Source organism: Zarconia sp., from assembly GCF_057467645.1.
Genome location: NZ_JBRJXU010000170.1, coordinates 21,669 through 38,758 on the forward strand (window position 1 = coordinate 21,669; position 17,090 = coordinate 38,758).

The 17,090-nt window shown below is 51.2% G+C and carries 12 protein-coding genes; 5 read left to right on the top strand and 7 right to left on the bottom strand.

The genetic code is table 11. The annotated features are described in order from the left end of the window. Positions 1-223 precede the first annotated feature (223 nt). Positions 224-2,374 (top strand): peptidase domain-containing ABC transporter, encoded by a 2,151-nt coding sequence (locus tag AC2215_RS24960; RefSeq protein WP_486812734.1) that lies wholly within the window; start codon positions 224-226, stop codon positions 2,372-2,374. Between the two features lie 409 nt (positions 2,375-2,783). Here the strand turns inward: AC2215_RS24960 and AC2215_RS24965 are convergent, their stop codons facing one another. Further along, the gene (locus AC2215_RS24965; RefSeq protein ID WP_486812735.1) at positions 2,784-3,566 is read right to left on the bottom strand and encodes a calcium-binding protein; all 783 of its coding nucleotides are present in this window, start codon (positions 3,564-3,566) and stop codon (positions 2,784-2,786) included. Between the two features lie 309 nt (positions 3,567-3,875). Next, positions 3,876-4,118 carry a hypothetical protein gene (locus AC2215_RS24970; RefSeq protein WP_486812836.1) on the bottom strand — a complete coding sequence of 81 codons (243 nt, stop codon included), beginning with the start codon at positions 4,116-4,118 and terminating at the stop codon, positions 3,876-3,878. Positions 4,119-4,174: 56 nt separating this feature from the next. Between AC2215_RS24970 and AC2215_RS24975 the strand changes: the two genes are divergently transcribed. Together AC2215_RS24975 and AC2215_RS24980 are read left to right on the top strand one after the other, a co-directional pair. Then, positions 4,175-4,384, top strand: a complete 210-nt coding sequence (locus AC2215_RS24975; protein WP_486812830.1) for a MerR family DNA-binding protein — start codon at positions 4,175-4,177, stop codon at positions 4,382-4,384. A gap of 242 nt (positions 4,385-4,626) precedes the next feature. Further along, the gene (locus AC2215_RS24980; RefSeq protein WP_486812736.1) at positions 4,627-5,049 is read left to right on the top strand and encodes a VOC family protein; all 423 of its coding nucleotides are present in this window, start codon (positions 4,627-4,629) and stop codon (positions 5,047-5,049) included. Positions 5,050-5,219: 170 nt separating this feature from the next. Here the strand turns inward: AC2215_RS24980 and AC2215_RS24985 are convergent, their stop codons facing one another. Together AC2215_RS24985 and AC2215_RS24990 are read right to left on the bottom strand one after the other, a co-directional pair. Then, a complete protein-coding gene (locus tag AC2215_RS24985; RefSeq protein WP_486812737.1) occupies positions 5,220-8,531 on the bottom strand; it encodes a tetratricopeptide repeat protein in 3,312 nt (1,103 codons plus the stop codon). A 124-nt stretch (positions 8,532-8,655) separates the two neighbouring features. Next, a complete protein-coding gene (locus AC2215_RS24990) occupies positions 8,656-9,897 on the bottom strand; it encodes a glycosyltransferase family 4 protein (RefSeq protein ID WP_486812738.1) in 1,242 nt (413 codons plus the stop codon). Positions 9,898-10,271: 374 nt separating this feature from the next. Between AC2215_RS24990 and AC2215_RS24995 the strand changes: the two genes are divergently transcribed. Further along, entirely contained in the window at positions 10,272-11,174 is a 903-nt protein-coding gene (locus AC2215_RS24995) for a YihY/virulence factor BrkB family protein (RefSeq protein ID WP_486812739.1), read from the top strand. Between the two features lie 217 nt (positions 11,175-11,391). Next, positions 11,392-11,898 (top strand): DUF2518 family protein, encoded by a 507-nt coding sequence (locus AC2215_RS25000; protein WP_486812740.1) that lies wholly within the window; start codon positions 11,392-11,394, stop codon positions 11,896-11,898. 6 nt (positions 11,899-11,904) lie between these two features. Here AC2215_RS25000 and AC2215_RS25005 read toward each other — a convergent pair whose 3' ends face one another. From AC2215_RS25005 to AC2215_RS25015, 3 genes are all read right to left on the bottom strand, one after another. Further along, positions 11,905-13,179 carry a recombinase family protein gene (locus tag AC2215_RS25005; RefSeq protein WP_486812831.1) on the bottom strand — a complete coding sequence of 425 codons (1,275 nt, stop codon included), beginning with the start codon at positions 13,177-13,179 and terminating at the stop codon, positions 11,905-11,907. Between the two features lie 299 nt (positions 13,180-13,478). Then, positions 13,479-13,850, bottom strand: a complete 372-nt coding sequence (locus tag AC2215_RS25010; RefSeq protein ID WP_486812741.1) for a VOC family protein — start codon at positions 13,848-13,850, stop codon at positions 13,479-13,481. Between the two features lie 100 nt (positions 13,851-13,950). Beyond that, positions 13,951-17,046, bottom strand: a complete 3,096-nt coding sequence (locus AC2215_RS25015; protein WP_486812742.1) for a PAS domain-containing sensor histidine kinase — start codon at positions 17,044-17,046, stop codon at positions 13,951-13,953. Positions 17,047-17,090 lie beyond the last annotated feature (44 nt).

Below are 17,090 nucleotides of genomic sequence, written 5' to 3' on the forward strand. Positions count from 1 at the left end.
GTTGCCATCGTGCAACAGCATTTGGGTTGTTAAATCTGGGAGAACGAAGTATTTGGGTTGTTAAATCCGGGAGGGCGTTAGCACGCGCCATGCCGTTATAGCATTCGGACTTATTGTTATCGGTTTGCCTCTGGATTTTCGCTGCCGTTTGCGCGCGCTCCATTCCCCGTTCCCCATTCCCCGTTCCCCATTCCCTATTCCCCACTCCCCACCCCAAAATCCGATGAAATCAAAGTACGCCGTTTTTCTGCAACATAGCGAAACCGATTGCGGGGCCGCTTGTCTGGGTGCCGTTGCCAAACACTACGGACAAACTCTATCTCTCAATAAAATTCGGGAAGTGGTAGGAACCGGACAGCAGGGAACCACCTTACTCGGACTGCAAAGAGGGGCGGAAGCATTAGGGTTCAACGCTCGATCGGTGCGGGCGGCCCCAGCAGTTCTCGATCGCCTTTCCGAAGCCCCCTTACCGGCGATTATCCACTGGAAGGGATATCACTGGGTAGTGTTGCACGGGAAAGATAAAAAGGGTTACGCGATCGCCGATCCAGCGGTGGGATTGCGCCACGTGACTAAAACCGAACTCAAAGAATCGTGGACGGATTGGATTTTGTTGCTGCTCGAACCGGATCCGGCTCGATTTTCCACGGGTTCTTCTGAGGATGTCAAGGGATGGGAACGCTTCTGGCGACCGGTTCTTCAGTATCGCGGCTTGTTGTCCCAGGTTTTACTCTTCAACTTGGCGGTGGGTTTGCTCTCTGTCGCCACGCCCTTCTTGATTCAGTTCCTGACGGACGATGTGTTGGTGCGGGGAGATTTAAACCTCCTCAACGCCATGGTTTTCGGGGTCGTCGTGATGACGGTGTTTGCCAGTGGCTTGCAGTTGGTGCAGTCGAACCTCACCGCTCACTTTTCCCAACGGCTGGAATTGGGACTGATGCTGCAATTCGGGCGAAAACTATTACGATTGCCCCTTAAATATTTTGAAACCCGTCGCAGTGGGGAAATCGTCAGCCGCCTCCGGGATATTCAGCAAATCAACCAATTTTTGGCGCAAATCGTCGTCAGTCTGCCCAGTCAGGTGTTTATCGCCCTGGTTTCCTGGGGGGTAATGGCGTTTTATAGCTTGCCTCTAACCCTGGTGGCGACGTTACTCTCAGCGCTGATGAGTTTATCGACGGTGTTCTTCCTGCCCACGTTGCAACGTCAAACCCGCAACCTGCTGGTGTTGGATGCGGAAACCCAGGGGGTATTAGTGGAAACCTTCAAAGGGGCGATGACGCTGAAAACCACGACGGCTGGACCGCAGTTTTGGGAAGAGTTGCAGGCGCGCTTCGGACGGTTGGGAAATTTGGCGTTTCGCACGAATCAGATCGGTTTTGTCAACAATATCTTTTCTGGATTTATCAGTGCCACGGGGAACGCGCTGTTGTTGTGGTTCGGTAGTTACTTGGTGATTAATACGGGACTCTCCATCGGGCAGTTGCTGGCGTTTACCACCCTCAATAACAACGTGGCCACCCTGATTCGCGCTTTGATTGGGTTTGTCGATGAGTTTACGCGGGTGAAAACGGCGGTGGTGCGGCTAACGGAGGTCATCGATCATCAGGCGGAATCCGATGAGAAAAAACCGAAGCCGAGGGTAAAGTTGGCTGGTGATGCCGAGATTGTCTGCCATAACGTCACGTTCCACTATCCGGGGAAAGTGGATTTGCTCGATCGGTTTTCTTTGCAGTTGCAAGGGGGACAAACCATTGCCCTGATTGGGGTATCCGGTTGCGGCAAAAGTACGCTGGCAAAACTATTGGCGGGGTTGTATCCGGTGGAGTCGGGGAACGTTCGGATTGGCGGCTACAATATTGCCGACCTGGATCTTGACTGCCTGCGGCAACAAGCGATTTTGGTTCCCCAGGATGCTCATTTTTGGAGTCGATCGATTATTGAGAATTTCCGGTTGGGGAATCCCGATATCGAGTTCGATGCGATCGTCAAAGCCTGTCAGATTACCGGGGCTGATGAGTTTATTGCCGGATTGCCCGATCGCTATCAAACCATTTTGGGCGAGTTTGGGGCGAACCTCTCGGGGGGACAGCGACAGCGTTTGGCCATCGCGCGGGCGATCGTCGCGCGACCGCCGATGTTGATTCTCGATGAATCCACTTCCGGACTCGACCCCCGCAGCGAAGCGGAAGTGCTCGATCGCTTGTTACACCACCGTCGGGGGATGACGACGATTCTCATCAGCCACCGTCCCCGCGTGATTAACCGCGCCGATTGGGTTGTGGTTCTCGATCGCGGACATCTGGTTCTCCAGGGGTCGCCGGAGACGTTGCATTCTAAACCCGGCCCCCATCAAGATTTGCTAGTTCCATAAGATCGAGTCGAGGCGATGGAGGATTGTTTGGAGGCGATCTGATGCTCGCAAAAAGCACCCCACGAGCAATGAGGTGCCTATACCGTGCAAAGATTTCTGCATTTGTATTCCGGAATACAATGCTAGAGAGTTTAGGACGTGACCGCAGGTTGCAGGTAAGTAAGGTACACTGCTCCCAACTTTAACAAACTGGAAAAACGGGTTTACAAAACTGTTGTGACAGTACCTCATGAACCTGAAATACCGTGTCTCGAATCGATACTAGTTAAAATGAGCTTTCTTTTAAGACTCAAACAGGTCCATAAGACTCTCTCAAATTCGGTTGAAAACCACGATCGAAGTGGTCAGACTTTTGATTTAGACAAATCGTAGCCATGGATAATTTTCCGAAGTTGAGATTGGATCGGGCTTAAATCACCTCGATATCCAAACCGGGTATAAAACCACCCCCGAGGTTCGGTTGCAATTGAGCGAAGGTAACAGATGGAATACCATCTGTGAGAGAAGCATTAAAGGATAATGCTCCCGTGCTTTGATTGTAAGTAAACTGTGTATCGAGCTGGTTCGGATCTACTCCCACGAAGCCGGACTGACTCACTGCAATTTTATCTCCTTCAAAAAACTTGAAGTCTGAGATGAAATCGACGCCATCAGAGGGAGAGCCAAACCGGAATTGGTCCGCACCGGAGCCACCTGTCAGTGTGTCATTTCCCGCACTACCATTTAGAAAATCGTCTCCAGAGTTGCCATGAATTTCATCATGTCCAGTCCACCCAATGAGAAAATCATGACCTTCTCCCCCATAGATATCATCATTTCCCGATCCACCGTTAACAACATCGTGACCATCTTCACCAAAGAGGCGATCGTTTCCTTGTTCCCCCAGTAAATTGTCGTTCCCGTCACCACCACGTAAGACGTCATTGCCGGAACCACCAAAGAGGCGATCGTTCCCTTCTTTACCGAGAAGAGAATCGTTATCTCGTCCTCCATTTACAGTATCGTTTCCGGGTCCAGCAATGATAACGTCTCGACCCATGCCACCATGCACTCGATCGTTCCCAAAACCGCCAAAGATACGATCGTTTCCCCGAAGACCTAGAATGTTGTCGTTGCCAGGTAGTCCTCGAATCGTATCGTCACCTTGAGTACCTGTTAAATTGTCGGCAAGAGAAGTTCCAGTAATATTCATCTGATTAAGTCTCCTGTATTACTTATGGATTGAATGACCTTCTATATAGGTTTCTGTAGTCACGGAGCTTTTTTTCGGGGAGTTCTCAATCTCGAAAAAATTGAAGGTTTCGATCGCTCTGAAATGCCATATATCTCTAGAGTTGAGGAAATGTAACAAATTCTATCTTCTTCCTAGGGATCTATAGAACCCATTTGACATCTTTTCAAGTGGTGTTTGACTTTGATGGAAGTCGTTACCCACTTGCTTGGATATTAAAGCTCGATTCAACGAGCTGCATCGTCACTTGCCCCTCCCCGACTGCGATCTCTACGGAATCAGCACCAAATCGTGCAGTCCTCGCGTCACGAGAATCGTATAACCGGTTTGCTTTAAGGCGGGTTGCGAACCGCTGCGATCGACATTCCAAAATCCGATATAGCCGTTTTCAGGCGGGCTGTCTTCACCTTTGCCATACTGGTAAATCGCGATCGCCACATTTTCGCCATTGCGATCGAAAGCCGCATCTTCAGGCAATATCCCCTCATAATCGTATTCATCTAAATCGGACACCGCACCGAAGAGAAGGAAGTGGTTATAAAGAGTACGATGATGCGACAATCGAGCCGCTGTCTCTGATTCGAAAAGCGAAAATTTTGGGTTTTACACTGGCAGAAATACAGCAAAGTATCAGCGCGTGGCAAAATGGAGAGCTATCTCGATCGGAAAATATAAAGCTCGTGCGAGGTAAAATCGAACAAGTTTATGAGAAGATTCAAGAACTCACAAATATGCGCATCTATTTACTGGATAAGTTAGAAAAAATAGATCGAGAGTAAGGATCGAACGTTCGAGTTTCCGATGGCTGAATGTAGAGTTGCGTTTCGTTGCGCAACATCAAATCCGCGCACAACTTCGACTTCTTTCACAGAGACGGTACCCATAGAGGATCGGGTCGCATTGACATGAATTGTAGAGAGCGAAGGAGACTTTACGATCGGGATTCGGGAGATGAATAATACCATTTCCCAATGAAGTCCGAATTCTGAGAGAATAGTAATGTAGCCAAATATACATTGCCGTGACTATCGATCTTGGGCTAACTCACATCGCGCTTCCGGTTTTGGATGTCGAGCGAAGTATCGAGTTTTATTCCACCTACGCTCGCATGCAAGTGATTCACCGGCGGGTGGAGGCAGACTCTGGAGTGGCGGTTGTCTGGCTGTGCGATGGCACTCGTCCGTTTGCGATCGTCTTGATTCAGACGGACTCGGTGTATCCGACGCTGTCGCCGTTTGCTCATCTGGGGGTGGGTTGCGAAAGTCGCGAATCGATGGATGAATTGTGCGATCGGGCGCGGCAAGAAGGGATACTAATTCAAGGCCCGAAAGATTCGGGTTTTCCCATTGGATATTGGGCGTTTTTGCGCGATCCAGACGGTCATACCCTCGAACTCTCCTACGGTCAGGAAATTGGATTGGCAGCGGAGAAAATTTCTTCTTAACGTCTGTTTTGGATGGTTGTATTCGGCGAGAGTGGGGAATGGGGAATGGGGAATGGGGAATAGAAAAAACCTATTTCTTGAATCGCTGTAAACAAACCAGTGCGAAACCCTATAAAAACCTAAACTTGTGAGGAACGAGCCTCCCCAACACCTGCCATAAATCGGCGCGATTAAAGCTGCACCACGGCAGGCATGGTTGTCACTTGCTTGGCGAGCAGATCCTCGAAAATGCCGTACATATCGCGGGCTAACTGTTGGGGGTTCCACAAGGGGGCGAGGTGTCCGGGTTGTTTGCCTCGTTCGAGTTGCGATCGCATCATCTGCCGCAAGTTGCCATCGCACCCCAATCGTACCGCCCAATCGATATACTCGTCCCAGGTATAACTAATCCCCATCTCCGTCCCGGCATTCACCATCAGGGAGTAAGCTTGCCGCCCGAAGGATTGCTGGGCAACTTTTGCCACCACTGGCATATTACACCACAGCGCCTCGACGACGTGGGTGGAACCGCTGTAGGGGTAGGAATCGAGCAAAATATCGGCAAACTGGTAAATTAACCGATGGTCTTCTTCGGTGCGAGTTCGGGGTAACTGGTTGACGCGATTCGTTCTCACCCCCTGGCGGCGGCATTCGGCGCGATATATTTCCCCGATCGCCTGTAAATCCCCCACCCGCGCTTTGTATAATAAAATGCTGTCGGGCACTTGCTTGAGGATATTCACCTGGGCGGCGACCATATCGGCGCAGTATTTATTCCCCGTCGCCACGCACAGATAGACGATTTGATTGGGGGCAATCCGCAGCGATCGCCGCAGGGAGGCGCGATCGGTCTGGGAAACCGGTAAACTGGCAACGGCGGTGAAGGAATTGGGTAAGCGAACGATACGTTCGAGGTAGTGGGTTTCGACACCTTGAGGATGGGTGTAGCGATCGCCTAAATAATAGTTATTTTCTGATAAGTAGGGCGCATCAAATCCCAACCAAGAAACGCAAACAGGAGCCAATTTACGGTGCAGCAGTTCCACGTTAAGCATCACCGTAATTGAATCTAAATCTACCAAAATATCTAAGTCATCTTTGAGGATTTCTTGGCTTAAAGTATTGGCATTAAGGGCGGGAGGACGGTATAACTTTTCGGATATTTTTTTAAATCTTTCCGTTAGTTCATCTTCATTCATTTGTCCGGTAATGTAGAGATAAATGTGGGGAGTTATTCGGGATAAATGCTCCATCATATCCACGCTCAACCACCCGACAGAATGGCGGCGGAAATGTTGGGAAATAAATCCAATCCGGAGGGGCGATCGCGCTTGGATAAAATTGCGTTGGGGCGGCTGAAACTTTTCGAGATCTTCCTTTCGTTTGAGAAACGCGGCGTAGGGTTCGGAGAGGGCGCGACACATTTTAGCATTGGCAGCCGGATCGTCTCGCAAATGGGGGATATCGAACACGACATTCAGATACGCCCGCACGATATCCCGCCAATTTAATTGGGGCACGTAGCGATCGAGCAGGGGTTCGATTTCGAGTAACTTCTCAAGGGCAACATCGGTGACACCGGAGTTGAGAAACGCCTTCATCATCGCGATGGGGGCGAGTATCTGTTTGGGGTCTTTAACGTTGCGATCGAATCGTTGGGCGGCATTGCGGGCTGCTGCCAAATTTTTAGCGCTCAGTAATTCGCATAAATCCCAGTGGGCATCGACATAATCCGGCTGCATTTCGATGGCTTTCTCAAACTGGGCGGCGGCTTCATCTTGTTGTCTCGTTGCCAGCAACTTACAACCGAGTTGGTAGCGCCCCACAGCACCAGCGTAGGTGGGATTTAATTCTAACGCTTGTTGCCAGCAGGCAATATTATCTTTGAGATTTCCCTGACGCTCGAAAACCTTGCCCACATTCCAATAAATGTCCGGTTTCGTCCGATCTAAACTGAGGGCTTGGCGATACATGGCGATCGCTTTTTCCAAGTTGCCCTGGAGGAAATACACCCCACCCACGTTAGAATACACTTCGGCAAAATTCGGCTGGTGTGTCAGGGCTTGCTGGTAGGCTTGTAGGGCCGCTTCGCTGTTTTGGGCGGCGAGGAATGCGTTGCCGAGGGTTTTATAGGCCAGGGCATCGTTGGGGCGCAGTTCGATCGCTTTTTGGCAAGCGGCGATCGCTCCGTCGAATTGTTGGAGTTTTATCAGAACTTCCCCCAAAGCACGATGTGCCTCGGCGTGGCGGGGATGGGTTTCGATCGCCCGTTGGTAGTAGCGGCGGGCGATTTCCCGATTGCCCGTTTCGTCTTGGAAGAAGTTACCTCCCTCAAAATCCACCTGGGCCGCTTGTTCGAGATGCCCCGCCCGGAAGTAAAATTGGGCGGTTTCGTCGTAGTAGGTTTGTAAAAATTCGATCGCCGTTTTCAGATTCTCGCAAGCTGCCGGATCGCCCGGTTGCAACTCCAGCGCCCGCCGATAACATTTGAGGGCTTCGTAAGGCTGGTAGTTTTCGTAGTAAACCAACCCCAGATTGTTGTGGGAATGGTAATCGTTGGGTTTGAGGGCAATGGCGCGCTGCAAGCATTCGATGGCTTGAATGGGGTTGCCCTGCTGGCTTAGGAGTACTCCCAAGCCGTGGCAAGCCTCAACGTAGCGGCTATCGCGCTTGACGACCTCCAGATACAGCTTTTTGGCCAGAGGTAAGTTGTCTTGGAAGTGGAACAGCCGCGCCGCTAGTAGTAACTCCCGCTTGCCAGCATCTGGGTTGGTTTGTAGCAGCTTTTGCAAAGCTGCCTCGAAACTTTGCAAAATGGCTGGGTTGTCGGGCTTGAGTTTGAGGGCGTTGCGGTAGCTGGAAAGCGCAAGTTCGAGTTGGTTCGTTTCGAGATAAGCGGCTCCGAGGTTGTTGTGGATGTTGGCTTTGTCCGGCGCGAGTTGGGCGGCGCGGCTGAGATATTCGATCGCCTCTGGGAATTTTCGTTCTTGGTAGGCGATCGTCCCCAATCGATGCAGGGCCGCAACTGAAGCCGGCTGATGCTGTAAAATATGCCGGCACAGGGCTTTTGCCCCCGCCCAGTTCCCCCCCTCGTGGCAACTGTGCGAGGCGGCTTCTAGACCCCGCAGCGCTCCGTCTGAGTCGATTTCACGCAGTTGTGCCACCGCCCGATACAAGTTCCCTTCGAGATCTCCATTCTCCGGCTGTCCCGCCAGGGCCTGCGCGTAACTTTCGACCGCCGCCACCAGTTCTCCCCGCGCTCGGTAGATCATGCCAGCGGTGTTGTGAAACACCCAATTGTCGGGATGGAGGGTAATGGCTCGAGCAATGGATGCGATGGCGCGATCGTAGGCTCCCTGCTGGTACGCCACCGCTCCCAACCCGTGCAGAGCCTCGGCATCCTGGGGATTTCCTTGCAGGATTTCTCGATAGATGGATTCAGCCGAGTTGAGATTTCCGGCTTTGTGATGTTCGATGGCAGTTTGCAACAAGATGTCGGGCATTTTTCACAGGGACGGGCGAGTCGGGAGAGGGAGGAACTGGGGAGGTCGGGGGAGCCGGGGGAGTGTGAGAGAACTTTTAACTTTTAACTCCCCTTTGCGCTACAACTGTTCCCTATTTCACGGGTTACTGAAGAAACGCATCCGGGGGAAACTGACCGTTGGCGACGTTCTCCATAATTTTCAGGTGTTGGGGCAGCAATTGGGGGTGGCAGTAGTGATCGAGAGCGGTTTGGCGGGCGTTGGCGCGCATTTGGGCCATCCGGTTGGGGTGACGGAACACTTCGTCGATGCGATCGGCAATGTCTTTGGGGGAGAAGAAATCGACGAGTAACCCGTTCTTGCCGTCTTCGATGACTTCCCGCACCGGGGCTGTATCCGAGGCAACGATCGCGCAACCGGTGGACATGGCTTCGATCGAAGACCAGGACAGTACGAAGGGTCGGGTGAGGTAAACGTGAACGTCAGAGGCTTGAATGACTTTCAGATACTGTCCGTAGGGTAAAGTTCCGGCAAAGTGAACCCGCGACAGATCCAGGGGCACTTTTTCTAGCATGTGTTGTTTGTAGCTTTTCCCCTCCGGCAAGCCTTTACCGTAGCAAACCCGTTCCGAGGCGACGATGACGACGTGACAGTTGGGGCGTTTTTCTTGCAAGTAGGCGAGGGATTCGATAAATTCCGGGAATCCGCGATAGGGTTCCATGCCGCGCGCGACGTACGTCACCAGTTCGTCGACGTGGGATAAATCCAGATTCGGAAGGACGAGTTTCGCGCCGGGGTTGGGTTTGAAATACTCCGTATCCACCCCGTCGTGGAGGACGGAGAGTTTGGATTGAAACTCTTTAGGAAATTGGGACTTTTGCCATTGCGTCGGATTCAAACCCCAGTCGCAGGAGTACAAGTCTACGAGAATCGGTGCGTTTTTCAGGCGAATTTTTGCTTCTTCGTCGGGGCTGAGGGGTTCGGCCGGGTCGAAGTCGGCATCGGAACCGTGGGCCCAGTAAAACCACTCGAAGTAGCACATTAAAGGAGTATCGGGGAAGACATCCTTCATAAATAAGGTTGGACCCCATCCAGAATGACCGTAAATCAGATCGGGGACAAAGCCTTCTTTTTTCAGGTTTTCCGCCATCCGATAGACAGCCTGTCCGTAGAGAACGGCGCTTTCGAGGGGTCGGACGTAGTGATGGGTTTCCGGACGGGGATCGCGGCTGGGGGCGAAGAGAGCTTTGCGAACTCCGGGGATTACCCATTCGGGACGCTCGTTTTTGGTGCCGAAGACAACTTCATTTTGGGAGTCTGCCCCGAGGACGGTGGCAACGTGGCGAAACTGAGCGGGAAAATTCGGATGGAGAAATAAAACGCGCATTTTGGCTCGATATTTGTCTCGGTACGGGAGATCGCTACAATTTAGCTCGATTGAGCGATAGGTTATCCGCAAAGGGTTATCGATCTAGATATCATCGTCCCTCGACGGGTTCCCAATTTCAACAGCGATCGCCACTGTTATCTAGCATCTTAGAAAGGAAGGGCGAGTTTACGCCAGTTTGCGCCCTGATGGGATGTCTCGATGGTATCTTGACAGTTCTCTGGCGTGAAGGCAAGGAGATTCTTATTTCTATCTTGGGGTAGAAAGGGAAGGAGCAAAACTTCTAGCTTAAAACAGTTGTTGGATGTGCATCGATCGCTCAAACTTGAGACAGACAACGAGGATTGTAAGTCGTCGATCGAACAAAACCAGCAATGACCCTAAAACAAATATGGAAGTTGACCCGAGAAACTCTCAAAGAATGGCAACAAGATAATGCCTCGCGCTTGGCAGCGGCTCTGGCTTACTATACGATTTTTTCCCTAGCCCCTTTACTGATTATCGCCATTGCCATCGTCGGTGCGGTCTTTGGTGAAGAAGCAGCCCGAGGGGAAATCGTCGGTCAAATCCAGGGATTGGTGGGTTTTGAAGGGGCAAAAGTCATCGAAACGGCGATCGCCAATGCCGGTCAACCCGATACGAGTAGCATGGCTTCGATTATTAGTATTGCCGTGTTGCTGTTTGGTGCCTCGGGGGTATTTGCCCAACTTCAAGAAGCGCTCAACGCCATTTGGGATGTGAAATCAAAACCGAAAAACGGACTTTTGGGATTGGTGAGAAAGCGAATTCTCTCGTTTTCTGCGGTATTGGGAATTGCATTTTTACTCTTGGTTTCTCTGATTATCAGTGCGGCGTTGTCGGGACTCGATAAGTATGCGTCTGGCTTCCTCCCCGGAGCAGATTTTCTCTGGCAAATTCTCAATACTGGCGTATCTTTTGGTTTCATTACCCTCATGTTTGCCCTCATGTACAAGTACCTCCCCGACGTGAGAATACAGTGGAGTGATGTTTGGGTGGGGGCAGGGATTACCGCAGCGCTTTTTACGATTGGCAAGTTTGCTTTGGGATTGTACCTTGGTGGGGGGAGTTTCGGCTCCACCTACGGGGCGGCGGGTTCCTTGGTGGTTCTTTTGGTGTGGGTGTATTACTCGGCACAGATTCTGTTTTTCGGGGCTGAATTTACCCAAGTGTATGCCCGACGCTACGGTTCGCGCATCGTTCCAGATAAACATGCGGTGTCTTTGAGCGAAGTTCGATCGACAACTGAAGATCGCTAAAACATCCATCAGAGGAAACCCTAGTGCAGCGCCGCACAAATAACGACCCAGTTCTCAACGGCTCAAAGCTATGCATAGTAGACATTTTTAATTTTTAATGCGCGCATTTTTAATTCTGCATAGGAGTACTAGGCGCGGGTTACAATCTGCGTGATATACTGCCCTCGAGTACCCACTGCACAGCGGCGATCGACTTATCGCCCATCAAAGTAAAACGATGCTGACGACGGCTAATTTTCTCCAAGCCACTCAATTGATTGGCATTATGACCCTGGCTTTTGCCGGGTTGACGGGACTGGCTTTCCTCCTGAAATGGGGGATCCGATTTCGCTTGGTGGGGATTACGGCATTTTCTGTCGTACTGACGGTGGGTTGCTTTGGTCTGAGTATCGTTCCCTTCGCCCCGACCGTCGTTCCGGGTTCGATTAACTACACGGTGGTTTTTGACAACGGGGCCAATCTCATCACCATCAAAGTTCCCCCGGAGATTACCGAGTCGGAACTCGACGCCACGTTACGCCAAGCTGCCATCAATCTGATTGCCCCCGGTCGTTTGTCCCCCGGAAGAGGAGCGTTGCTGCTTCGGGCACGGACGATCGTTCATCTCGAACCGGGTATCTCTCAACCGCGATATTTAGGTCAAGTCACCCGAGCGATTCCATCTTCAGAAAATGGCGATCCCTTCGCGATCGAAATTTATCGGGATAATTTAGCTCAGTTGTAGCAACACTCAGAAAATAAACGCAATTCGTAACTTCCATCCCGGATCGTGCCAGTGAATCTCAATTTGGCGAATAAACTCGCGAAAGTAGAATCGGCGTTCGGTTTCTGATAAATCTCGCCAGAATTCGGGAATTGAAACAGCTTGGGCAGTTTCGCGTAAATTGACTGGGGGCAACTCGGCAAGCTTTGCCCGTAGCTGGGAAATTTCTGTTTTCAGAGTATAGGCGCGCAAATTGGCGGTTTGGGTATCTAACACTCCCGAGTCAGTGAGGGAACTCAGTTGCCCCAGAATTTCTTCTTTGGTGGCGATCGCCTCGCGAATCGATCGCTTCACCCCATCCATCCCCGGCATGGACAACCCCGACACCGCCTGGGTTAAATCCCGACAAATCGCTTCAATGGTTCGATCGAGGACTTCGTTATAGTCGATCGCTTTACACCGAGGTTGTTGGGGACATTGAGCCGATCGCAAATAGAGATACTCGTATTTTTTGTCTCGCCGCGACACCCGAATCACCGTCATCGGAGAACGGCATCGATCGCAAACCACCAAACCCGCTAGGGAACGGGGGGCACTGGCGGTACGGGGGGGCATCCGGCGATTGCGACGCAAGAGTCGATCGACTTGGGCCGCTTCATCCCGAGAGACGATCGCCGCGTGGGTATCGCTGATAGTTTCCCCATTTTGATAGAGTAAGTCGCCGCGATAGACGGGATGGGTCAGCCACCGCCGGCCGGTGGTGGCTGAAATCTTCTTACCGTATCGCATCCCCAAGTAGCGCACCGCACCGCGCAGGGAACCGTAGATAATAAAGCGCTCGAAAAACTCTTTGACAATCGGGGCTGTGGCGCGATCGACGATATATCGATCTTTGCCCCGTCGGTAGCCGTAGGGGGCTTTACCCGGAGGTGGCAAAACTTCCACCCGGTTGCGAGCGTGTCCTTGGCGAATTCGGCGAGAACGCTGGTTGCGCTGGATCTCGTCGAAGAGTTGCAACAGGTTAGCGCGACGGGTATCGGATTCGGCGGCGACCACCTCAACCCCCAATCCTTCGAGGTACGTGAGGCGATCGCATACCTCAGACACCGTATCGCCCAATTCTTCTAAGCGGCGCACGAGTAGATAATTTGTGGGGTCAGTTTGGCAATCTTCGAGAAGTTGGTGTAACTGTTGCCGTTGCCCGATATCTTGATAGACGCGATCGATTTCCCAGCCCCATATGGCTGGGTCGGGTGCGGGTTCGAGGAGGGGATCGCTGTAGCAGTAGGCAACGATTTTTATCATTAACGTCAGTTTTGGATCGGAGGTATCCGGAGAGAGTGGGGAATGGGGAACGGGAAATGCAGTGCTTTGCTCGCCCACTTGGAGATTCACTCCGGTATTATCGGCTGTTTCTAGAATTTCCAGTCAGCCCAAACGCGATCGAGAATCGTCAACTTTTAATTTTTAATGACGCGGTGTGCAACTTTAAACAAAGTCATATGGTGAGCGAGTAGACTTATCCCCCTTTTCCCCAACTCCGGTCCCCCTTCCCCCCGTGCGAGAGAATTTTGGAGAGTTAAGTTAAGTTGCACATGGCGTTAATTGATAGTTGTAACGCTCAATTCGATGACATTCCCATCGGGATCGCGAGTAAAAAGTGCCGCGCGACCGGAAGCACTGGTTTGTACGGGAAAACCGTTGCCTTCCAAGCGTGCTTTCGCAGCTTCTAAATTATCGATCGAAAATGCCAGGTGAGGATTTCGCCCCCATTTTTCCTCGTTTTGTAAATTGACTTGAAGGTTGGCATCGACAATCAGGTGAATTTGATAGGCTCCCACTTGATACCAAACACCAGGAAATTTTAGAGTTCGATCGACTTTGGGCAATCCCAAAACCGTACCGTAAAAATATTCCGCTCGTTCCAAATCCGAAACGAGCAGCGCGCTGTGAAGACATCGATCGATTTGCATGACTTTTCCTCGATTACCCCGAACACAAAGCGATCGTTCGCCCTGATTTTGCTATTCTTGCCAAAATTTTAGATCGAATTTAGATCGAATCGCGCGGAAGTTATTTCCCCTTAACAGATGGCGTTCGGATGGGAATTTCAACGATAAACTCGGTTCCGACCCCCAATTGCGAGATACACTTTAACGAACCCTGGTGTTTTTCGGTCACGATTTGATAGCTAATCGACATTCCCAATCCCGTACCTTTGCCAATTTCTTTGGTGGTAAAAAACGGATCGAAAATTTGACGTTGAATTTCCTCAGGAATTCCCGGTCCGTTATCGACGATCCGAATCATGACCCACTCCGCAGCATCATCGACTTTGGAACTAATCCGAATCGTACTGGGATGGCGATCGATATCCTCTGGGGTGCGAGTGCGATCTCGCTCGTCGATGGCATCGATAGCATTGGTGAGAATATTCATAAAAACCTGATTGAGCGGCCCAGAATAACACTCCACCCGCGGTAGTTTGCCATAATCTTTGACAACTTCGATCGCCCGACGTTGGTACTCCGTACCCGCGACGCGAACGGAATTGGCTTTGAGGCGATTTTGTAAAATCGTCAGGGTACTTTCAATCCCGTCATGAATATCGATCTCTTTGACTTCCGCTTCATCTAAACGGGAGAAGGTTCGCAGGGAGAGGACAATTTCCCGAATGCGATCGGTCCCCACTCGCATCGACTGCAACAATTTGGTTAAATCTGCCTGCAAAAATTCGATTTCGTTGAGATCGAGTTTCTCTCGCACCTCGGGAGGTGGCTCGGGATAGTGGGTTTGATAGATGTCGAGAACGGCGAGTAAATCTTCGGCATATTCGTTGACGTAGGAGAGATTGCCGTAGATAAAATTGACGGGGTTGTTAATTTCGTGGGCAATGCCCGCCACGAGCTGACCCAAACTCGACATTTTTTCGCTCTGCACCAGTTGGACTTGGGTGCGTTTGAGTTCGCTGAGGGTTTGTTCGAGTTCTTCGGTTTGCTGTTTGAGCTGGAGTTCGTACTGTTTGCGCTCGCTGATATCACTTTCGATGGCAATAAACTGACTCAGTTCTCCATTGCTGTCGAAAATGGGATTGATACTCAGCCACAACCAATACAAACGACCTTGCTTGTTGTAGTTGAGGATTTCTCCTTGAAACGGTGTTCGGGTGCGGATGGCTTCTCGAATGCGGTCGACGGTTGCTAAATCAGAGAGCGGACCTTGCAAGAGAGAACCGGGCTTTTTCCCCCGTACCTCTTCGAAGGTATACCCCGTAATCCGCACGAAGCTATCGTTCACCCACTCCGTTAACCCATTTTTATCGGCAATGATGACGGCACTATCGGTTTGGCTGGCCACGAGGGATAATTTGGTCAGTTCGACTTGGACCAGTTTGCGCTCGGTAATATCGGTAATACAGGCGTACCAGATGATTTCCCCCCCAGGTTGGCGTTCGGGTCGTGCTAGTACTTGTATCCACTTCAGTCCGGATGGCACGAGCAACCGCAGTTCGGATTCAACATTTTTCAATGTCTTGGCCGAACGATTGAGTTCTACTTGAAAACGGGGTAAATCTTCTCGATGAACCCGATCGAATGCCAGCTGTGCATCCTGAAGTAACAAGTCTGGTTCCAACTCGAACACATCTCGCGCACCGGAAGACAAAAAGGAAAATGACCGATCGCCGTTCGGTGCCATGCGAAATTCGTAGATCGTGCCGGGAATATTATCGGCCAGCCTCTGCAATCTCGCTTCCGAGGCGCGCAGTTGTTCTTCAATCTGATGGCGATCGGTAATATCAAAGGTACAAACGTAACAGATGGTTGCACCTCCCGGTAGCCGTTCCGGTCGAAATCGCATTCTGAACCATTTTTGCCCGGAAGGTGCCATGTAGCGAAATTCCGATTCGAGAGTTTCGAGCTGACGCACCGAGCGTTCGATGTCTGCTTGAAAACCCGGCAAGTCCTCTGGATGAACCCGATCGAAGGCGGGCGTTGCATCCTCCATCAAGACTTCGGGTTCTAACTCGAACAGATCTCGCGCACCGGAAGATAGAAAGGAAAAGAAGCGATGACCGTTCGATTCGATCCGAAATTCGTGAATGACACCGGGAATGTTATCGGCCAGCCTTTGGAGTCGCGCTTCGCTGTGACGCAGTTGTTGTTCGATCCGCCGGCGATCGCGGCTTTCTCTTTTGAGGTCGGTCACCACTTTTCGGAGCTTTTCCGTGCGTGCTTTGACTCGTTTTTCTAATTCTTTGTTGATTTCCCGCAGGGTTTCTTGCGCTTGCTGGCGCTCGGTAATATCTTCAATGGTTACCAAAATGCCGATAACATTCCCTTGAGCATCTCGCAGGGGAATTTTATTGGTATCGAGCCATGCTTGCCGACCGTCAGCTTGTTGCTGGGTTTCGATGATGTGCAAGTTGGGTTGACCCGAATCCATCACTTGACGATCGCAACTCCGATACCACTGTGCTTCTTCCGTTTTCCAGGGCAGATCGTAGTCCGTTTTGCCAATAATTTCTTCGGGAGATTCCAAGCCTGCAACCCTAGCCATGCTGAGGTTGCAACCTTTATAAACGGAGTGGCGATCTTTCCACATAATCAACTGGGGAATGTTATCCATCACCAGTTGAAAAAGCTGTTGAGATTCTCGCAGTTGCTCTTCGATTTGTTTGTCGGGGGTGATGACTTCCGCTGTGGCGATCGTACCGCCAATTTTACCGGTTTCATCGTACCAAGGGCAGACGATCCGCTCGTACCACTCCATCGTCCCGTCCGGACTGCAAACATTCCATTTGTCGCGAACTTCCTCCCCCCGGTTCAAGCAGCGTTGGTGAAGTTCGACCCAGCACTCCCCAACTTCGGGGAAGATGTCGGTCATCGATCGACCTTGGGAGTGCTCGGAACTGAAGGTTTCGAGCCAGCGATCGCCCGCCAACACGCAGCCGGTTTCGAGATCGAACATCGCTATGGCAACTGGAACCCGCTCGACTAACATTCTCATTTGCCGAACTTGTTTTTGTAATGCCGCTTCGTTTTCTTGACGCTCTCGAATCTCGGCTTGCAGCGTGTGGTTAATGCGGGTGAGCGCTGCGAGTTGTTCGTGGAGTTGGGCGATCGAACTCGCTTCCCCTTCCATTTCCATTGACGGTGATTGAGTTGACATGTGGCAAATCCCTTGCCCGAGAGCGTTCTGGGAGTTAAATGGGT

Bases quoted from the DNA above. Each gene is read 5' to 3' on its own strand.
- AC2215_RS24960 (WP_486812734.1), top strand. From the start codon at position 224: ATGAAATCAAAGTACGCCGTTTTTCTGCAACATAGCGAAACCGATTGC.
- AC2215_RS24965 (WP_486812735.1), bottom strand. From the start codon at position 3,566: ATGAATATTACTGGAACTTCTCTTGCCGACAATTTAACAGGTACTCAA.
- AC2215_RS24985 (WP_486812737.1), bottom strand. From the start codon at position 8,531: ATGCCCGACATCTTGTTGCAAACTGCCATCGAACATCACAAAGCCGGA.
- AC2215_RS24990 (WP_486812738.1), bottom strand. From the start codon at position 9,897: ATGCGCGTTTTATTTCTCCATCCGAATTTTCCCGCTCAGTTTCGCCAC.
- AC2215_RS24995 (WP_486812739.1), top strand. From the start codon at position 10,272: ATGACCCTAAAACAAATATGGAAGTTGACCCGAGAAACTCTCAAAGAA.
- AC2215_RS25000 (WP_486812740.1), top strand. From the start codon at position 11,392: ATGCTGACGACGGCTAATTTTCTCCAAGCCACTCAATTGATTGGCATT.
- AC2215_RS25010 (WP_486812741.1), bottom strand. From the start codon at position 13,850: ATGCAAATCGATCGATGTCTTCACAGCGCGCTGCTCGTTTCGGATTTG.
- AC2215_RS25015 (WP_486812742.1), bottom strand. From the start codon at position 17,046: ATGTCAACTCAATCACCGTCAATGGAAATGGAAGGGGAAGCGAGTTCG.